The organism is Pseudomonas sp. 2822-17 (genome assembly GCF_002742485.1).
Lineage (GTDB): Bacteria > Pseudomonadota > Gammaproteobacteria > Pseudomonadales > Pseudomonadaceae > Aquipseudomonas > Aquipseudomonas cyclaminis.
This window is the reverse complement of the sequence record NZ_LJRZ01000595.1, coordinates 1-297: the sequence shown is the minus strand read 5'-3', so window position 1 is coordinate 297 and position 297 is coordinate 1. Positions and strand designations below refer to the sequence as shown.

Annotated in this window: 1 protein-coding gene; it reads left to right on the top strand. The window is 34.7% G+C overall.

The genetic code is table 11. The features are described from left to right. Window positions 1-69 precede the first annotated feature (69 nt). On the top strand, window positions 70-297 hold a 228-nt coding region (locus AOA60_RS33430; protein WP_218240760.1), incomplete at its 3' end, for a hypothetical protein.

The window sequence follows — 297 nt, the reverse complement described above, 5'->3', positions numbered from 1 at the left end:
TTATGTGATGATACTATACACTCATTTAAAACGAACCAGACTCCCCATAATGAAAAAGAAGAACGTAAAATGGATAAGTACGTAGAGAATCTTCTTTGGATAACTCAATTAATTCAGGCGGTGGAAGTTGAGGAACGTATATTAGAAAAATATCGTAGGTCATTGGAAGATACATCATCGAAACTAAGACCATTTACTTTAGATGTTGAGTTGGATATTAATAAATTAGAATTAGATACTAGTTTCCCAAAAGAACGAGATCAGACGTCGTGGTACTCCCATTGGTATCCTGTACAG